We start from the raw sequence: 18,332 nt of genomic DNA on the forward strand, positions 1-18,332 counted from the left end.
AGCAGTCCAACGATGCGGTATTATGGATAAGTTGAAAAAGGCTGTGAATGTCAGCCTGTCACTGATACAACTCACTGATATAACACCATAAAGATGAGATCAGGCCGCATATGGCGGCCTGCCCGGCCACGTTGGGAGAACGATGCCAAACGCATATTCCCGCGCCCAGATGGCGCATGATGATACCGATTCCATTCGACTCCAGAAGCTGCTTGCCCAAGCCGGTTTCGGATCCCGCCGCAAATGCGAGCTGATGATCACCGAAGGCCGTGTCGAGGTGGACGGCGAACTGGTCACCGAACTCGGTTCACGAGTCAATCCGAAGACCCAGCAGGTACGCGTGGACGGTTCACGCGTACGTGTGAATCCGAACCATGTCACGCTGGCGCTGAACAAGCCGCGCAGGGTCCTTTCCGCCATGGAGGACCCGAAAGGGCGTTACACGTTGCGCGACATCGTCGGCGACAAGTATGAGCGCATCTTCCACATGGGCCGCTTGGATTATGATTCCGAGGGCCTGATTCTGATGACCAATGACGGCGAGCTGTCCCAGCACGTCATGCATCCCAAGTATGAAGTCGAAAAGACCTATATCGCCACGGTGGAGGGCCGGCTGTCCGGCACCGTATGCCGCCGTCTCGTCAAGACCGGCGTGCAGCTCGATGACGGCTGGATCAAGCTCGACCATTGCGCGATCATCGACGCGACCCGTGATTTCACCATGGTCAAGGTCGTATTGCATTCCGGCAAGAACCGCATTGTCCGTCGTATCTTCGGCTCGATCGGTTTCCCCGTCAAGCGCCTGGTACGCACGCAGATCGGCCCGATCAAGCTCGGTGAAATCAAGCCCGGCTCGTATCGCGTGCTCTCCCAGACCGAGGTTCGTGCACTGTCCAAGGAGGTCGGCCTGTGATTCGTGTCGCCATTGATGGACCAGCCGGCGTGGGCAAATCCTCCACGTCCAAGGCGCTGGCCAAATATTTCGGATATGCCTATCTGGATACGGGAGCCATGTACCGAGCCTGCGCTTGGTGGTGTCTGAAGCAGGGCATCGATCTGGACTCCGAACAGGTCGATGAACGGACTGTGACCGAGACGGTGGGTGATTTCTTCACCGGCGATCATTTCGACATCTCCGTGAACCCCGACGATCCGCGCGTCTTCGCCGACGGCGAAGACATTTCCGATGCCATCCGCTCCTCGGAAGTCTCTTCGCATGTGTCGAAGGTGTCAAATGTGATTCCCGTGCGTAATGTGCTCATCGCTGCGCAGCGTGCCTACATCGCCCGCGAAGCCGCTCCCGACTCCTTCTCGGAGGGGCTCGGCATTGTCGCGGAAGGTCGTGACATCACCACCGTGGTGGCTCCTGACGCCGAAGTGCGCGTGTTGCTGACCGCCCGTGAGGAGGTGCGTCAGGCACGTCGCAGCGGTCAGGCCGCTGCGGGAGTGGGAGCGGAGAATGTCGTCGCACGGGACAAGGCCGACTCCAAGGTCACCAGCTTCATGACCGCCGCCGATGGCGTCACCACCATAGACAACTCGGATTTGGATTTCGAGCATACGCTGGACATGCTGATCGGCATGGTGGAGGATGCCATCGAAAACCAGGAATACGAGCAGTATGCCGCCAATCTCGAAGGCTATGACCTTGATGAGGCGGACAAGGCGCTGGTCGAGGGACGTGGCCCAGCCGCGGGTTCCGTCAAATCAGGGCCAAAACCTGTCGGCGTGCTTGCCATTGTGGGACGCCCGAACGTGGGCAAATCCTCGTTGGTGAACCGTATTCTCGGTCGTCGTGCCGCAGTGGTGGAGGATACTCCCGGCGTGACACGTGACCGTGTCAGCTACGATGCGGAATGGGCCGGTACCGACTTCAAGCTGGTCGATACCGGTGGTTGGGAAGCCGATGTCGAAGGCATCGATTCGGCGATTGCCTCGCAGGCGCAGATGGCCGTGCAGCTGTCCGATGCCGTGGTGTTCGTGGTCGATGCACAGGTGGGCATGACCGATACCGATGAACGTATCGTCAAGATGCTTCGTGCGGCCGGCAAGCCGGTGACCTTGGCGGTCAACAAGATCGACGATCAGGCGAGCGAATACATGGCCGCCGAATTCTGGAAGCTTGGTCTCGGCGAACCATATGCGGTGTCCGCCATGCACGGCCGCGGCGTGGGCGACATGCTTGATGTCGCGCTCGACAAGCTGAAGAAGGCCGAGAAGACCTCCGGATTCCTCACACCGTCGAACCTGCGTCGCGTGGCTCTGGTGGGTCGGCCGAACGTGGGCAAATCCTCCCTGTTGAACCAGCTCGCTCGCGAGGAGCGTTCCGTGGTCAACGATCTGGCCGGCACCACTCGTGACCCTGTCGATGAGATCATCGACATCGACGGCGAGGATTGGCTGCTCATCGATACGGCCGGCATCAAACGCCGTCAGCATAAGCTGACCGGCGCGGAATACTATTCTTCGTTGCGTACCCAAGCCGCCATCGAGCGTTCCGAGCTGGCGCTAATCCTGTTTGATGCCTCACAGCCTGTTTCGGATCAGGACCTGAAGGTCATGTCCACGGCCGTGGACGCCGGTCGCGCGATTGTTCTGGTGTTCAACAAATGGGACGCGATGGACGATTTCGACAAGCAGCGCCTCGAACGACTGTGGACCACCGAATTCGATCGCGTGACCTGGGCGCAGCGTGTGAACCTGTCCGCCAAAACCGGCTGGCACACCAATCGTCTGGCAAGCGCCATGCGCTCGGCGCTGGAATCCTGGGATCAGCGTGTTCCCACAGGAAAGCTCAACGCCTTCCTCGGCAAGATCCAGGCCGCGCATCCGCATCCGCTGCGCGGTGGCAAGCAGCCGAGAATCCTGTTCGCCACGCAGGCATCCACGCGCCCGCCGCGCTTCGTGATCTTCGCCACCGGCTTCCTCGATCACGGATACCGCCGCTACATCGAACGCTCGCTGCGCGAGGAGTTCGGCTTCGAAGGCACTCCGATTCAGATTTCGGTGAACATCCGCGAGAAGAAGGGCAAGAAGAAGTAGCGAATACTGCTCGATGGCGCCTCTGCTTTTGCAAAGATGCTGCAGAGGCGCCATCGAAGCGTTATGCCATCAATGTCATGCGGCTGAATGTTCCGTGTTTTGCGGTTCATGCCGTATACATCAGTTCACGATTGTGATATACGGCGTCACACGATGCCACACACGGGCGGTAACCCGGTTGTGCAGTCGCATGGCACGAATACCGAGCCATACATTCATGACGTATCAGCAGGCATGCCATCACGGTTATACCAATCACGGTTATGCCAGCCATGGTCATATGCGGCGCGACTCAGATTCGTCTCAACTCGGCCATGGCCGCATAATGCAATACCTCAAAGCGAGGCGGCGCGATGCGTTCCAGCAGTGCCATATGCTCACGCTCCCATGCGGCAACCTGCGCCGAATCAAGCGATGCACCGACACCCCGGCACGCTTTCATCCTTCCGTTCCAACTCTCCCGGGTGAATGGCACCTCCAGCTTGCGCTCCTCATGATGGACCAGCTCGAAACCACGGAGATAGCAACCCGGCACATCGATTGGATGCATGCGTTCGCCAGCACCGCTCCAATGAGGACTGTACTTGAGAATGAGACGCTCGCTCGCACCGGCGACCGGGTCCTCGAACGGCAGCCACTCCATCACCATGACCAGGAATGTGCCACCCGGTTTGAGCAGACGATGCAACCTCTCGCATACCATCTCATGGTTGAAATACCAGAAGCATTGGCACGCTGTGACGACATCGAACGAACCATCCGGAAAAACGGCATCTTCAGCCTTCGATACGCGGTATTCGATGTCCATTCCCTTGGAAAGCAGACGCGCCTGTTCAATCTGAGGCCCGGAAACATCGATTCCTGTCCACGAAGCGCCATACCGCGCCATGTTGCGTGGCAACACACCAGTACCTGTGCCCAAATCAAGCACGTGCTGCCCATCCCTGCACAATCCTCGATTGAGAATCATCCGGTAGAACTCCGGAGGATAAATATCACGGTATTTTGCGTAGTCGGCCGACACTTTTCCCCAGTCGAACGGCGTGCCGCCATCTATGCGTTCATCAACAATCATCAGGCATCACCTTCTTAAGTCTCACCCCATCTTTCCACGCATGGACAGTATCTCGACATGGGATGTATCTCTGGGCATACGAGAGCCTCCGAGCGCATTCCCGACTTCGAGGATGTCACTCCCGAAGACATGTTTCAGAAACATACCACTGTCGAAGTAGCTGGCAATGTCATTATTGTCAATGATGCTGCATTCCTCGGATCCATAATCTACTGGACGGCCGTATGGCTGCCCCATTGCAGCACGATGATGCCGACAATCATGATTGCCATGCCCAGCCACATACGCCAGTTCAACGGATCCTGGAAGGCGAAATGCGCGATGATCGCGGTGGCAATGATACCCACGCACGACCATACGCCGTACGCCAGCGCGGTCGGCATGCCACGATCCAGTACCTTGGCGAGCAGGAAGAAGCAGACGCCGTATCCAAACACCACAGGAGCCACCCAAGCAAGTCTGCTGAACCCCTCCGATGCGCGCAGCGACAGCGTGGCAGCCACCTCGCAGAAAATAGCTCCGAACAGCATCAACCACGTCAGCGCCATAGTCATCTCCTCCTCGCGATTATATGCTCCGATCCGGCTGAATCGGTCGATTCGGCCACAACCTATCATCCCGCGCAGGACAAAACATCATCGTCTCGATATCGCAAAAACGCAAACACCTTGTCATGGTTGCCGTGGTTCGCCTATGTCCACCCACCGTGACTGTCTCGTCCTGATGTCGCCATCGTTACCGCCCGCAAGGCACATGCACACCAAACCGCGAAGAGCCATGAAACCGCATGGCCCTTACACACCAAAATCGGAAGAGCCGGATAAGCCCCCATTCCGGCCGGAATACGAAAAAGCCCGGAATCGTTGAAATTCCGGGCTTTCTGGTCGGACCAGCGGGATTTGAACCCGCGACCCCTTGACCCCCAGTCAAGTGCGCTACCAAACTGCGCTATGGTCCGATGTTGCAAAAGCAACAGTTGAATAACTTACCATATTCGCTTGCATTCGCAAAACAGCGTGTCGCGTTGAAATCTCAAACGGACCACTAGTAAGCCTCGCCGTAAGTTCGTTGATTAATTCACTACCCCTCAGTCCCGCTTCGCGGGCCAGCTCCCCTGACAAGGGGAGCCCCCATTTTATTCAATGAATATCTGACGCGGGATACTAGTGTCTTGCACCAGATATTTGCCGACAAAATGACTTTCCCCTCAGTCCCTCGTCCCGCATGCAAAAGGTGACCGGCAATCGACTCGCAGAGGAGCAATCCTCATACCGGTCCATCATGTGCATCCGATGGCATCATCGCTCTGGCACCATCGTTACAATGAGGCGCGGCGGCATCATATGCGGCACACGCGGTACCAAGCATATAGACGGCACCAAGCATACGGACGAACTGGGGGAGAGGGAGACGATCATGGCATTGTCGTGGTGGGAGAGGCCTATCGCGCTAACGGAGGCTGTGGTCGCTCAGCATACGGTGAAGCTCGCGCCGGAACCGGATGGCGAGCGCCGCGGATCCGTGCCAATGCCCCATGACGCGGATGCGCAGCATGCAACAACCTCTGATATCGACAATGGAACTGTGAGTCCCGAGGCATCAGGACCAACCGTCCGAACGGCAGCGCCGTTCTCCCTGGTCGTCGTCGGCGATTCGCTGACCGTGGGATGCGGTGTCGACGACCAGCAGGAAGGTCTGGTGCCCGACATGGCCCGCACGCTGGCCTCCATAATCAATCGTCCCGTGCAATGGGCGACGTACGGCAGACTCGGTGCCACCATGCGCCGTGTACGCTTCCGTCTGCTGCCGCAGGTCAAGGAACAACCTGATCTGCTGGTGCTTTGTGCCGGGTCCAACGACGTGATGGCCAGACGCAGTGCCAAGGAGTGGCGCTCGGATCTGACTGCTGCCATCGACGAGGCAAAGGCTCTGTGCCCGCATGTCGTAGTCATCAGCTCCGGACAGGTGTACCGGTCTCCGGCGCTCGGACGGGTCCTGCGCAAAGCCATTCTGGACATGACCGACGCGCAGACGGCCATCAGCAAACGCATCTGCGCCGACAAACAGGTGCGATTCGTGGATATGACGCATTACGATACCGGCCTGACCGATGACGAATTCTGGGCTTATGACAACTTCCACCCATCGAAGCGGTGCTATCAGATGCTGGCGGACGGCGTCATCGCGCAGGCATCGACTGATTTCTGATTCCTTACTTCCAAGTACGGCTCCTCACACTTGGGACCTCATACACATCTCCATTCGGTATGCTGTTCACGTGTTGTTCATCAGAAAAGCATCCCGTTATCCCATCTGACACCCTTGTTACAGGGTATTCTGCTTGTTCAAGCGATAGACTTGTGCCTTGTAGTTTTGACGAAAGGGATTTGAATGACCGAACCGACCAACGGCACGCAATCAGGCGACGAGGAAGACAAGATCGAAAACACTCGTACTACTATCGACGTCACACCCTCAAGCGGCGAAGAGAACGCCGATGATGCGCTGTTCGAACGCTCCGCCGTCAAAATGCGCGAACATGGCATGAGCGAAACTGCCATCAACCAGTTCCATCACCTGTTCAATGTCTGGCGCCATGAGGAATCATCTAGTTGGATTCGCGAGGAGGACGTCGAGCCGCTCGAAAAGGTGCCGAGCTTCCATGACGTGTATGAGACCATCAACCACGACAAGGCCGTAGACGCTTTCGCCAAGACCGCTTTCCTCAAGCTCAACGGCGGACTTGGCACCTCGATGGGTCTCGAATGCGCTAAGTCCCTGTTGCCTGTTCGTCGCCATAAGGCCAAGCAGATGCGTTTCATCGACATCATCATCGGCCAGGTGCTGACCGCCCGCAACCGTCTTCACGTGGAACTGCCGCTGACCTTCATGAACTCCTTCCGCACTTCCGCGGATACGATGAAGGTGCTCAAGTACAATCGCAAGTTTGAACAGACCGAAATCCCCATGGAAATCATCCAGCATCAGGAGCCGAAGCTGGTGGCGGCCACCGGAGAGCCGGTCAGTTTCCCGCAGAACCCCGAACTGGAATGGTGCCCGCCGGGACATGGTGACCTGTTCTCCACTATCTGGGAGTCCGGTCTGCTGGACGTTCTGGAGGAGCATGGGTTCAAGTACCTGTTCATCTCGAACTCTGACAATCTGGGCGCGCGCCCCTCGCGCACCCTGGCACAGCATTTCGAGAATACCGGAGCGCCGTTCATGGCCGAAGTGGCCATCCGCACGCCTGCCGACCGCAAGGGCGGCCACATCGTGAGGGACAAGGCCACCGGCCGCCTCATGCTCCGCGAAATGAGCCAGGTGCATCCGGACGACAAGGAAGCGGCACAGGACATCTCCAAGCATCCGTATTTCAACACGAATTCGATCTGGATTCGCATCGACGCGCTGAAGGCCAAGCTTGCCGAATACAATGGCGTGCTGCCGCTGCCGGTGATCCGCAACAGGAAGACCGTGGACCCCACCAACCCTGATTCCGAGAAGGTCATTCAGCTGGAAACCGCGATGGGCGCCGCCATCGGACTGTTCAACGGGGCCATCTGCGTGCAGGTCGACCGCATGCGGTTCCTGCCGGTGAAGACCACGAACGACCTGTTCATCATGCGTTCCGACCGCTTCCACCTGACCGATACCTATGAGATGGAGGACGGCAACTACATCTTCCCGAACGTCGATCTCGATCCACGGTTCTACAAGAACATCCATGATTTCGACGAGCGTTTCCCCTATGCGGTCCCATCGCTGGCCGCCGCGAATTCGGTGACCATCAAGGGGGATTGGACGTTCGGACGCGATGTGGTCATGTTCGCCGACGCCAAACTCGAAGACAAGGACGAGCCGAGCTACGTGCCCAACGGCGAATATGTTGGCCCGCAAGGCATCGAGCCTGACGACTGGGTGTGATGGCACTGCGGAATTTGGCGGCTCCGGCAAAAAAGAGCCGCCAAATTTCGTGAAATGGCGCATAATACAGAAAAAACCCTCTAATATAGAGGGAGCGTGAGGAAAAAATCTCACACACTTATAACGAAACAATAATTACACGTGAGGACTAATGGCAGAAGGTACAAGCGGGCGTCGGCGTTTTTCCGACAAGTGGGGTAAGCACGAGCTGGATGTACTGGCCGTGTTGTCGTCCGCGTTCCCGCAATGGCTGACTTCCCGCCAGATTGCACAACGAGTCAAGGCCTACGCCGATTCGTATGGGGAACTCGCCGATCAGGCGGCAAAGGCGGCATTCGCCAAACAATTCCAGCGCGATCGCGCCAAGCTTGCGGCCATGGGCATTGCCATCGAATCACGCCAGCCGGAATACTCTTCGAAGTCCGAAGGCCAAGATTTCGCATCATATCGTCTGCAATTGGGTGATGAGCCTCGCATACGCCTGATGTTCGAGCCTGAGGACATGCCTGTTCTGGCCGCAGCCAATTATCTTGCACGCTCCATGGCGATTTCCTCCGAGCCCGACCAATCGCAGATCGCTCAGAGGGCATCCCGCACCACCCCCCGCGTCCCGCAGACACCCATTCCGGGCTTGGGTCTGGATTCCATCGCTCCGGGGCTTGGTACGCAGCACATTCCGGACTCGCTGGTCAAGGTGATCGACTCCCGTCGCTTCGCAGCCACGGTGGACGTTGATGGCGAACAGCTGAATGTGGCGTATACGGATTCCGACGATCTGGCCATGTACGTGCTGGAGCATCCCGGCGCCATGATTGTCAGCCCCCAGGAGGCGGTGGACGCCTATCACCGTCGTCTGCACGCCGCCAGCCAGTTCGCCTTGGCCGACGAATCCGCCGGTCCGGTCAGCGCATCCGTCGTGTCTCCCTCGATCAGCCGCGAAGTCAGCGAGCCAGGCGACCCGGAATCCATCAAGGCCCAGAACAAGAAAAGCAGCTCGGCGTTCCAGACGGGCAGCGAGGTCGATCGACGCCTGCGCCTGATGCTGTTCCTGTCTGCGCATCTCGGCGAGGAATTCTCGATGAGCGAGCTTGCGGTCCGCTTCATCGGCAAGCCCAAGAACGATGATGAGTTGAAGAAGTTCGTCAACATCATCCACAAGGACATCAATACCCTTACCACGGTGTCCGATGACGGCGAAATGGCGGGAAGCCAGTTCTTCGACATCGATTGGCCGCTGCTGGACTCGGAAGGCATCGTCTCTGCGACGAATTCCCTGGGCTTGGAGCGTCTCGCGGGCATCTCGCCCCAGTATCTGAGCATGCTGACCGCATCGGTGAGCTATCTCGCCCATTCCCCGCTGCTGCCCGACAAGCAGCGCGCCCAAGCCGAATCGCTGTATATGAGGCTCCGCCGTCACGTGACTCCCGGGCAGACACCGTGGCTGAGCCTGACCGGCTACGAGCTCGAGCCGCGCAGCTTCTCCGTGGTCAAGCGTGCCATCAACACCGAATCCCTGCTCGACATGGAATACACCGATGGCACCGGTCGCACCCGGCGCAAGCTGGTGGCGCCGGCGAAGATCTTCATCGATGAGGGCGTCTACTATGCGGCCGTCTATACGGACGTCGAATCCGCCGCCCCCAAGGAGAAGAAGGCATACGTCTCCAAAGACAAGACCATCGACAAGGCGAACGGAAAGCCTCGCACCTGGCAGGTGCTCCGTTTGGCCCGCATCGAAAAGGCCGAGGTCGTCAAGCCCGTCCAGGCCATCGATGTGCCCAACATGCCCGTCAGCGAACTGCGCAAGTGGAGCTTCGACAATGGCACGGAAGCGGTATTCATCACCGACCAGGCGGATCTGCCGTTCATCAAGACGCTGCCGGGTGCCACTGTGGAACAGTGCGGAGCGGGGGAGAAGGTGCATCTGACCGTTTCCTCCGACTCTTGGTTCGTCGCCTTCTGCATTGCGCACGCAAGACATATCACGGCGGTCGCCCCGGAAACGCTTCGCACCATGATCATCGCCCGCGCTGAACGGGAATTGAGCCTCAGCGCCAATGCATCCAAATAAGTAAGGAGTCGCCATGCCTTGGTGGATATGGCTGATATTGGCGCTGTTCATGCTTGCCATGATCATCTGCGGACTGGCATACGCAGGTATTCATGGAATCCGCGCATTGCGCGATGCAAGCGAAACGGGTGACCGCATCGGCGAAAAACTGTCGGCAATGGGCGAGCCAGATTCGGTCGGGCACACGCCTGAGCCCGCCATCTTCACCCAGCCGTTGAGCGTCGCGCAGGATCGCTATGCCGAAGCGCATGCGGAGGTCATTCGACGTAGGACGGCAAAACGTGAACGCCACATCCGGGCCTGGAACAGGTGGAAGCGGTTCAACGACTAAACGAAAGACATCATGGCACGTCACCATCATCAGAAGGCTGATTCATCGGAAACGAAACTCAGTCCTGCACAACGGTACGCATCATTCCAGAAAACCAAGCAACGTCGTTCAACGATTGCCGCACGGTTCGCGGCGACGCTGCCATTCGACTTGGATGATTTCCAGCAGGACGCCAATGAGGCTCTCGAGGCCGGCAGCAATGTGCTGGTGGCCGCACCTACAGGCGCAGGAAAGACGGTAGTGGCCGATTTCGCCATCTATCTGGCTCAGGACCGCAACGTCAAAGCCTTCTACACCACTCCGATCAAGGCGCTGAGCAACCAGAAATACCATGATCTGGTCGCCGTCTACGGGCCTGACAAGGTGGGACTGCTCACCGGAGACACATCCATCAACTCCGAAGCGGACATCGTGGTGATGACCACCGAGGTATTGCGCAACATGATCTACGAGCGGTCGACCACGCTCAGCGCATTGCGGTATGTCATTCTCGACGAAGTGCATTATCTGGCGGATCGTTTCCGGGGACCCGTGTGGGAAGAGGTCATCATCCATCTTCCCCAAACCGTTAAAATCGTGGGGCTTTCCGCAACGGTATCGAATGTGGAGGATTTCTCCCGGTGGATAGCCTCGGTGCGCGGTGAGACCAAGCTGGTGATCAGTGAACATCGGCCTGTACCTTTGGAACAGCATGTCATCGTTCAGCAAGACGACCATACCGAGCCGGAAGTCATCGACCTGTACCGGCGCGATGGCCAGGGGCAGCAGACCACCAAGCTCAATCCGGAACTGATCAACACCCTTGACCGCTTGGATCGCAAAGCCGCCAGAAGGCGCGGCGAGCAGCGTCCCGACAAACGCAAGGGATTCAAAGGCAAGGGGCCTAAGGGCCGTGAGCCGAAGCCACAACGCCATACACCACGCCGCTGGGCAGTGGTGGATGAACTGCATTTCCTAGGCATGCTGCCGGGCATCTATTTCATCTTCTCCCGTAACGGCTGTGATCAGGCCGTCGAGCAATGCATCAACGCTGGTCTCGAATTGACCACGGATGAGGAGGCCATCAAGATCCGCCGCATCGTGGACGACATGGTGGCCGGACAGCTCAGCCAGGAGGATCTCAAGGCCCTGCAGTTCTCGAAATTCCGTTTCGCGCTGGAAGAGGGCTTCGCCTCGCATCATGCCGGCATGATCGCGCTCTTCCGGCAAATCGTCGAACGCCTGTTCGAGGAAGGTCTGGTCAAGATGGTCTTCGCCACCGAGACGCTGGCCTTGGGCATCAACATGCCCGCCCGCTGCGTGGTGGTCGAAAAACTCGAGAAGTACAACGGCACCGGACACGTCGCGCTGACCCCGGGCGAGTTCACCCAGCTCACGGGACGAGCGGGACGCCGCGGCATAGACACCATAGGCCATGCCATCGTGGTCGATCATCAGGATTTCATCCCCGCCACGGCGGCGGCATTGTCATCCAAGCGTGTCTACCCATTGCATTCCAGTTTCCGCCCGACCTTCAACATGGCGGTGAACCTGCTCAACGCCAGCGACTATCAGACCGCACGCATCACGCTGGACCAGTCCTTCGCGCAGTGGGAGGCCAACGAGTCGGCATGGCAGTTGGAATCGCAGATCACCACGCTGAACAAGGCGCTGGATGGCTATGAGCAGGCATTCCAATGCAGCCATGGCGATTTCAAGCAATTCATGACCATCCGTATGCAATTGAGCGACATCGAGAAAGAAGGGCGGAAGAAGCTCAAGCACGAAGTGTTCCTGACCGACCACGACCGTTCCCAGGCGTTCCGGCAACTGGAAACGGACATTCAAACCCTCCGCAAGGCCGAGCATGAGCATCCGTGCCGGGACTGCCCGGATCTGCAGCAGCATCTCAAGTGGGGGCATCGCTGGGCGCGCGAGATGCGTGAGCTCAATCGTGTGACCGATCGCTACAACTCGCGCACCGGTTCCGTGGCACGCCAGTTCGACCGCATCTGCGATATCCTGTGCCAGCTCGGATATCTCGATCGGCGGGACCGCGGCGACGGTCAGGTGGATATGACCCTTACCGACAAGGGACGCATCCTGCGACGTATCTACAGCGAACATGACTTGGAACTGTGCGAGGCGATGCTCAGCGGCATGTTCAACAAGCTCGACGCCAAGGGCCTTGCGTCGGTGCTCTCGTCGTTGGTGTATGAACCCCGCCGTGGAGCGCAAGGCGAGCCCAGACACTATCCAGGCGGTGTTTCCGGACATATCGCCATCGCGGCCTCGCAATTGCGAGGCGTGTGCGCGAATATCGGCGAACTGTGCACGGATCATGGTCTTGAGGAACCCGAACAACCCGACTGCGGCATCGTGGACGTCATGTTCGAGTGGGCTGACGGCAATTCGCTGGCGTCGTGCCTATACGGAACGGATATGACCGGCGGTGATTTCGTCCGAACGGCCAAACGTCTGGCCGACGTGCTGCAGCAGATTGCCGCAGCCGGCCCGTTGCCGTTGAACGGGGGAGAGGCGTTGCAGGATATCGCCCATGAAGCCGCCGATCGAGTCAATCGCGGCATCGTATCCTACTCCGGAGTGGAATGAGCGTGAGCGCGCATGCAGGGATGGACCGGAATAGAAGTCTAGTCCGAACTGTTGCGTAAATTAGTACGGTTACTGAATTTGCAAGGGAGGATGCCGATATGGCAGAACGTAGCCTCAGGGGCATGAGCATCGGCGCGAAATCGCTGGAGTCCGACGACAATGTGGATTTCGCAGCCAGAAACGATGTGGCATACGTATGCCCGAAGGGACATCGCACCATCCTGCCGTTCGCCGAAGGCGCTGAGGTGCCCGACGAGTGGGAGTGCCGCTGTGGCGCTGTGGCCCACCGTGAGGGCGATGACGACCGTGAGGCCGATGAAATCAGCAAGCCGAGTCGTACACACTGGGATATGCTGCTGGAACGCCGCAGCGAGGAGGAACTCGCCAAGCTGCTGGAAAAGCGTCTGCAGATGCACCGTGACGGCTGGATTCCGGATTACGAGTGAGTCACAGTCCACGGAATACTACGTAAGTTGAACAACACGTGAATCGATGCCCAGTCAAAGCGACTGGGCATAATCATTGCTGAGGTATGGTTGCCGATGCATGAGAGTGTGCCTTGTCGCAACGCCATCGGCAACCTCACGATTTGACATGACAGGGGAGTACCTTCAATGGCACAGCATCCGAGAAATGTAGTTCTTCTCGATCTCGACGGCACGCTGACCAAGTCGGACGGCGGCATCATCGCATCCGTGGTCAAGACGTTCGAGGCGCTTGGGCGTCCGGTGCCGGATGACGAAGAACTGCATCGTTTCATCGGACCGGCCATTGTCGAATCCCTGCAACGCAACCATGTTCCCGAGGACGAGCTGGATCATGCGGTGGAGATCTACCGCAGCTATTATGCGGACAAGGCTGTGTTCGACGATCCGAACGAACCGGGGAACAAGGTGCCGGGCCGTCTGGTGAACGTCGTGTTCCCCGGCATCCGCGAACAGCTGGTCAAACTGCGTGAAGACGGTTATTATCTGGCTTTGGCCAGCTGCAAGCCCGAATACCAGTGCGTGCCGATCTGCGAGCATTTCCATCTGACCGAACTGCTCGACGGCATCTATGGCGCCTCCAAGGACAACTCACGACTCGACAAAGATCAGGTCATCCGATACTGCTTCGACAAGATCGGCTTCGACGCGGCACAGGGGGATAAGGCTGTGATGGTCGGCGACCGGTACACCGACATCGACGGCGCGCACGCCTGCGGCTTGGACACCATCGGATGCCGCTGGGGCTACGCGCCAGCCGGCGAAATGGAGGAGCACGGCGTCTACGAGATCATCGAGACCGTGAATCAGCTCGAAGATGCAGTGAACCGTTACTTCGCCTCGCATTAAGCGATTGTCGCAGTACGTGTCACGCTGACACTGTCCCTGCTTGTTCTTTCTCTCCGTCTATGGAGCGGGGACAGAAGGCATCATGCCATTGCCCTGACGGAATGATGCCTTCTGAAGCACATCGGCTATGATTGCTCAGCCAATCACGCCGAGCGCCGCACAAATCACAACTGCCAAACCGGCCGTAGCGTCAATCAGCCCTGCTCCGATGAATGCATACAACAGGCATCCAGATCCGCGCTCACTTTGAACATAGGCATCCGACGGATCTAACGGATTATAGCCCACAACCACATGTTCTCCGACTTGGTATTGGGCAGGGCGAGAGGACACCGGAGACACGATGGTGTAGTTGTCCTCACCTACGGTATAGGAGAACACCGGTTTCCATAACGTCCCATCATTGTCTTCCTCTTCGATGAGCCGAGATACCACGCCTGGCACAATCGCAGTGCATTGAGCTTTGCTCTCATTGGCTTCATTGCTTGCTCGCAGAAAGAGAGCAATAACGATAACTCCGACAACTACACAAACCAAGCCGATGAACATCAACAATTCTTGATCGCTCATTGCCAATAGCCTTTCCCCAAGCACAACGTGGCTTGCATCGGCCTTCGTCGGCCGGGCATTGCAACACGTCATCACCTCTCTGGCTCCGATATGAGCAACAACCATCGGCGCCCATCACGATTATCTCATAGTGAAAGGAACAAGCAAAAGACAGCGAAAGTACAACAGTGGATGTTGTCCATAGGTCGCATGCCGAAACCACCCCATTCGATGAGCTGCAGGGGAGTAAGATAACTCATGTCAGAGACGACAACTACCCCCGTTAGGGTTGGCAGAGACGAGACAGAGAAACGAGGAGGATTCTCATGGCAAGCAAACTCATGAAAGCCGGTGTCGCCACATTGGCGACCGCGGCAACCTTGGCGGCTCCGGCCGTGGCGATGGCCGACGAGACCGCGACCACGCAGACCGACATGGCAGCACAGGCGATCAGCCAGGCACAGGATGCCGTGCAGGCGGCGCAGGAGAGCACGGCTCAGGCCGTTCAGGCCGCGCCGACCGGTGTGACCGAAGCGCAGGCAAAGGCCGATGCGGCCGCCGGCGCATTTGATACGGCCAAGCAGAACCTGGATGCCGCACAGCAGGCGCAGCAGCAGGCGGCGCAGGAGCAGACGAACGCGCAGCAGGCGGCCGATCAGGCCGGTGTCGAACGTGATCAGGCCGCGAAGGATGTGCAGGACGCGCCCGGGAAGATCGAGCAGGCGCAGCAGGCGGTCAGCCAGGCGCAGCAGGCGATCAGCCAGTCCCAGGAGGCGATGAAGCAGGCGCAGGCCGACCAGCAGTCCGCCGAATCGGACAGGACGCAGGCCCAGTCCGAGCTGGATCAGGCGAAGCAGGAGTCCGCCGGGCATCAGTCGGATGTCGGCAAGGCCCAGGAGAAGATCGACGCCGCTTCCAAGCAGGCCACCATCGCACAGTCGAAGGCCGATGATGCGGACAAGACCATCACCGCCGCCCAGTCGAAGGCCGACAAGGCCGACGAGGCGCTGAAGCAGGCCGAACAGGCCCGCAGGCAGGCCCAGACGGACCTCGACAAGGCGAAGGCCGGGCAGGCCGCGGCCAAGGGCGACAAGGCGCAGGCCGACGAGCAGGTGAAGACGGCGCAGGCGGCTTTGTACAAGGCCAAGCAGGCGGAAGCGGCGGCGAAGGCTGCGAAGGAGAAGGCGGACGCCAAGGTCGACCAGTTGTCGAAGGATGACGGCGGCCTGTCGGATCTGCTCGTCCAGTTGAAGGCCGCCCAACAGGCGGAGCAGGCGGCGAAGGAGGCGCAGGCGAAGGCGGATGCGGCTTCCAAGGCGGCGGCCGACACCGTGAACGCCTCGTCCAAGGATGCGGCCGCCAAGCAGCAGGCGGCCGACCAGGCGAAGCAGGACGCGGACGCGAAGAAGCAGGTCGCGGACGGCGCGCAGGCGAAACTCCAGCAGGGCGCGGTCGCCTACTTCGGTGACAAGGGCGCCACCGACGCGGTCAAGACGCTCACCGACCCGACGGTCACCTACTATCTGCAGTACGTGCATAACGGGGCCAAGGGCGACGCGACCACGTTGGACAACATGATCGCCGCGGTCAAACTCATCCGGGAGGCGAACGAGCTTCGCGCCAAGGACGGCGTCGCCCCGTTGAAGGTGTCCGATACGCTCATGGCCCAGGCCATGGCCGACACGGACTACGCCAACCACAACATCCGGCACCCCATGCAGTATAACGTGGCCGAAAACCTCGCCTGGGGGTACAACGACCCGTTCAACGGCTGGTACACGCAGGAGAAGGCCGAATACGAGAAGGACATGACCGACGGTGTCCTCAATGGAAAGGACAAGAACGGCAGCACGGTCGGCGAGACCGGCCATTACGTGAACCTCGTCAACCCGGACTACACGGTCACCGGATTCGGCGTCAGCCAGAACGGCGACCAGTACGGCGTCACCCACGGGCAGGTGTTCCTGTGGAATTCCTCCAACGACGGCCGGGTCATGGACGCGGATGACTATCTGAACGACCTCGTCTCCTACAAGACGGGCCTCGAGAATGCGGGCTCCGTCTATCAGGATGCGTTGGCGAAGAGCCAGACCGCCGCCCAACAGGCGCAGGAGGCCGCCGACAAGCTGGCCGCCGCCAAGACCGCTGCAGACAAGGCCACCAAGGAAGCCCAGGAAGCCAAAGCGAAGGCCGACAAGGCGGCGCAGACCGCCCGGGAGGCGCAGGCCGCGTACGACGAGGCCGTCAAGGCCCAGGGCGACAAGGCGCACGCGTTGGAGCAGGCCCGCAAGGACCAGGACGCCAAGACCAAGGAGTACGAGACCGCCAAGCAGACGACCGCGGCCAAGCAGACCGGCGTGGATCAGGCGGTGAAGGCGCAGCAGGCCGCGCAGTCCAAGGTGGACGAGACGGGCAAGGCCGTCCAGACCGCGCAGACAGACGTGGACAAGGCCGCCGCCCAGGCCGAACAGGCGAAGCAGGACAAGACCCAGGCGTTGGCCGCGATCAGCCAGGCGAAACTGGACAAGGCGCAGGCGTTGAAGGACCTTGACGCCGCAAAGTCCGCGAAGGCGAAGGCCGAGGCCGCGAAACGGCAGGCGCTTGACGCGAAGGCCGGTTCCGACCGGAAGGCCGCCGAAGCGCAGACCCACCTCGACGCCGCGCAGAAGAAGGTCGACGAGGCGCAGAACCGCTACGACACGGCAAAGGCCACATACGACAAGGCCACGGCCGACAAGAAGCAGGCGGAGGACACCATCACCTGGTACGAGGACGCGCAGCAGCGTCTCACGGTCAAGCAGACGGCATACCAGGCCGCGAAGACCCGTCTGGAAGCCGCGAATACAGCGAAAGCCAAGGCCGACAAGGCGTATGGGACCGCGAAGGCCACATACGAGTCGGCCAAGGCGGACAAGGATCGGGCCGACAAGGAGCTCGCCGCCGCTCTGAAGGCCCAGGCGGATGCGGACAAAGCCAAGCAGGACGCCGAAGCAGAGAAGGACCGGGCCGACAAGACGGCCGACCAGGCGAAGCAGGACGCGGCCGCCAAGCAGGCCAAGGCCGACCGGCTGTTCGGCGCCGACCCGCTCGCCACGACCGGCACGGACACTGCCACAGTCCTCACCCTGACCGCTATCCTCACCCTGGCTGGCGCCGGATGCGTGCTCACCCGCGTCCGCACCGCCAAGCACGCGGACGGATGGAGCCTCAGCCACAAGTGAAGCCTGCCGCCGGTGGGGGAGATGACGCACCTCTGCCGGCGGATTCAAGCTGAGACCCAGACGGACCGACACGCATTCAATTCAAACGGAATACGGTATCTGTGAGCACCATACGACAAAGACCCCCGACCATGAGCAAGCAACTTTGGCCCGCGATACCAGCGAATTCGTAGAAGCCGAAGAGGATATTACT

General features: G+C 59.4%; 13 protein-coding genes and 1 tRNA gene. 10 read left to right on the top strand and 4 right to left on the bottom strand.

Annotation, left to right across the window (positions count from 1 at the left end; genetic code table 11):
- Positions 1-142 precede the first annotated feature (142 nt).
- Positions 143-913 carry a pseudouridine synthase gene (locus tag BW14_RS03955; RefSeq protein ID WP_044088199.1) on the top strand — a complete coding sequence of 257 codons (771 nt, stop codon included), beginning with the start codon at positions 143-145 and terminating at the stop codon, positions 911-913.
- Positions 910-3,042, top strand: a complete 2,133-nt coding sequence (der, locus tag BW14_RS03960) for a bifunctional cytidylate kinase/GTPase Der (protein WP_044088197.1) — start codon at positions 910-912, stop codon at positions 3,040-3,042. The genes BW14_RS03955 and der overlap by 4 nt, the downstream gene beginning before the upstream one ends.
- Positions 3,043-3,334: 292 nt before the next feature.
- Here the strand turns inward: der and BW14_RS03965 are convergent, their stop codons facing one another.
- The 3 genes from BW14_RS03965 to BW14_RS03975 form a co-directional block, all read right to left on the bottom strand.
- Positions 3,335-4,117 carry a class I SAM-dependent methyltransferase gene (locus BW14_RS03965; protein ID WP_140462737.1) on the bottom strand — a complete coding sequence of 261 codons (783 nt, stop codon included), beginning with the start codon at positions 4,115-4,117 and terminating at the stop codon, positions 3,335-3,337.
- Between the two features lie 209 nt (positions 4,118-4,326).
- Positions 4,327-4,665, bottom strand: a complete 339-nt coding sequence (locus BW14_RS03970) for a multidrug efflux SMR transporter (RefSeq protein ID WP_044088195.1) — start codon at positions 4,663-4,665, stop codon at positions 4,327-4,329.
- A gap of 333 nt (positions 4,666-4,998) precedes the next feature.
- Positions 4,999-5,075, bottom strand: a tRNA-Pro gene (locus BW14_RS03975).
- A 365-nt stretch (positions 5,076-5,440) separates the two neighbouring features.
- On the opposite strand from BW14_RS03975, the gene BW14_RS03980 reads away from it, so the two are divergent.
- The 7 genes from BW14_RS03980 to BW14_RS04010 all read left to right on the top strand — a co-directional run bounded on the left by BW14_RS03980 (position 5,441) and on the right by BW14_RS04010 (position 14,369).
- Positions 5,441-6,325: a GDSL-type esterase/lipase family protein gene (locus BW14_RS03980; RefSeq protein WP_241451277.1), complete on the top strand. Its 885-nt coding sequence runs from the start codon at positions 5,441-5,443 to the stop codon at positions 6,323-6,325.
- A 183-nt stretch (positions 6,326-6,508) separates the two neighbouring features.
- Complete coding sequence (locus tag BW14_RS03985; RefSeq protein WP_375137541.1) at positions 6,509-8,041, top strand: UTP--glucose-1-phosphate uridylyltransferase; 1,533 nt, start codon at positions 6,509-6,511, stop codon at positions 8,039-8,041.
- 151 nt (positions 8,042-8,192) lie between these two features.
- Entirely contained in the window at positions 8,193-10,112 is a 1,920-nt protein-coding gene (locus BW14_RS03990) for a YafY family protein (protein WP_044090257.1), read from the top strand.
- Positions 10,113-10,125: 13 nt separating this feature from the next.
- Positions 10,126-10,443, top strand: coding sequence for a hypothetical protein (locus tag BW14_RS03995; protein ID WP_140489283.1), 318 nt, complete (start codon positions 10,126-10,128; stop codon positions 10,441-10,443).
- Positions 10,444-10,455: 12 nt separating this feature from the next.
- Positions 10,456-13,035 carry an RNA helicase gene (locus BW14_RS04000; RefSeq protein ID WP_044090255.1) on the top strand — a complete coding sequence of 860 codons (2,580 nt, stop codon included), beginning with the start codon at positions 10,456-10,458 and terminating at the stop codon, positions 13,033-13,035.
- 98 nt (positions 13,036-13,133) lie between these two features.
- Positions 13,134-13,481, top strand: a complete 348-nt coding sequence (locus BW14_RS04005; RefSeq protein ID WP_044090254.1) for an RNA polymerase-binding protein RbpA — start codon at positions 13,134-13,136, stop codon at positions 13,479-13,481.
- A 168-nt stretch (positions 13,482-13,649) separates the two neighbouring features.
- Positions 13,650-14,369, top strand: coding sequence for an HAD hydrolase-like protein (locus tag BW14_RS04010; RefSeq protein ID WP_044090253.1), 720 nt, complete (start codon positions 13,650-13,652; stop codon positions 14,367-14,369).
- Positions 14,370-14,504: 135 nt separating this feature from the next.
- On the opposite strand, the gene BW14_RS04015 is transcribed toward BW14_RS04010, so the two are convergent.
- A complete protein-coding gene (locus BW14_RS04015) occupies positions 14,505-14,939 on the bottom strand; it encodes a DUF3592 domain-containing protein (RefSeq protein WP_044095869.1) in 435 nt (144 codons plus the stop codon).
- Positions 14,940-15,244: 305 nt separating this feature from the next.
- Here BW14_RS04015 and BW14_RS12410 point away from each other — a divergent pair, with 305 nt between their 5' ends.
- The gene (locus tag BW14_RS12410) at positions 15,245-18,139 is read left to right on the top strand and encodes a CAP domain-containing protein (RefSeq protein ID WP_140489284.1); all 2,895 of its coding nucleotides are present in this window, start codon (positions 15,245-15,247) and stop codon (positions 18,137-18,139) included.
- Positions 18,140-18,332: the final 193 nt, after the last annotated feature.

The sequence above is a fragment of the Bifidobacterium sp. UTBIF-68 genome (genome assembly GCF_006408855.1).
In the GTDB taxonomy this organism is placed as follows: domain Bacteria; phylum Actinomycetota; class Actinomycetes; order Actinomycetales; family Bifidobacteriaceae; genus Bifidobacterium; species Bifidobacterium reuteri.